This window comes from Parapedobacter sp. SGR-10 (assembly GCF_011030405.1).
Classification (GTDB): domain Bacteria; phylum Bacteroidota; class Bacteroidia; order Sphingobacteriales; family Sphingobacteriaceae; genus Sphingobacterium.
The window spans coordinates 1-463 of record NZ_JAAJTJ010000076.1 but is presented as its reverse complement, the minus strand read 5'-3'; the positions used below and the strand labels follow the sequence as shown (position 1 = coordinate 463).

Sequence of the window (463 nt, the reverse complement as noted above, 5' to 3'; positions counted from 1 at the left end):
CATGCGGGGGCAGTGCCATAAGGCCAAAGGTAACAGACGGATCGAAGTGAACCACCGTTTGAACGAACTAAAAGCAAAGGCCAGAGAGCGCCTGACATCTGAAACAGGGTTATATCACCGGAGCAAACGGCCCATAGAAGTAGAGGCCGTATTCGGCCAGATGAAAAGCAACAACAGGTTCAACAGGTTCTCCATGAGGGGACTTGAAAAGATAGATATTGAGTTTGCACTGATGTGCATAGGACATAACCTGAGAAAATGGGGCAACAAGCGCCAAAAAGATGAAACTGAAAAGACGAAAAAAACATTGATTGCCCGTGATGGACAGCTGAAAACGCTATTGGAACTATACGTGCCAAATAAAGCCTCAAATCAGCCTATGGCAGCATAAAAAGTCGACGAGAAGAGATCTACGAAAAAATCCATGAACAAAAAAAAGAAGGTGACCTTTTTGGACACCTTC

Annotated in this window: 1 protein-coding gene; it reads left to right on the top strand. The window is 44.7% G+C overall.

The window, feature by feature from the left end:
• Position 1: 1 nt before the first annotated feature.
• Positions 2-391: a transposase gene (locus tag G5B00_RS17925; RefSeq protein ID WP_205966480.1), complete on the top strand. Its 390-nt coding sequence runs from the start codon at positions 2-4 to the stop codon at positions 389-391.
• Positions 392-463 lie beyond the last annotated feature (72 nt).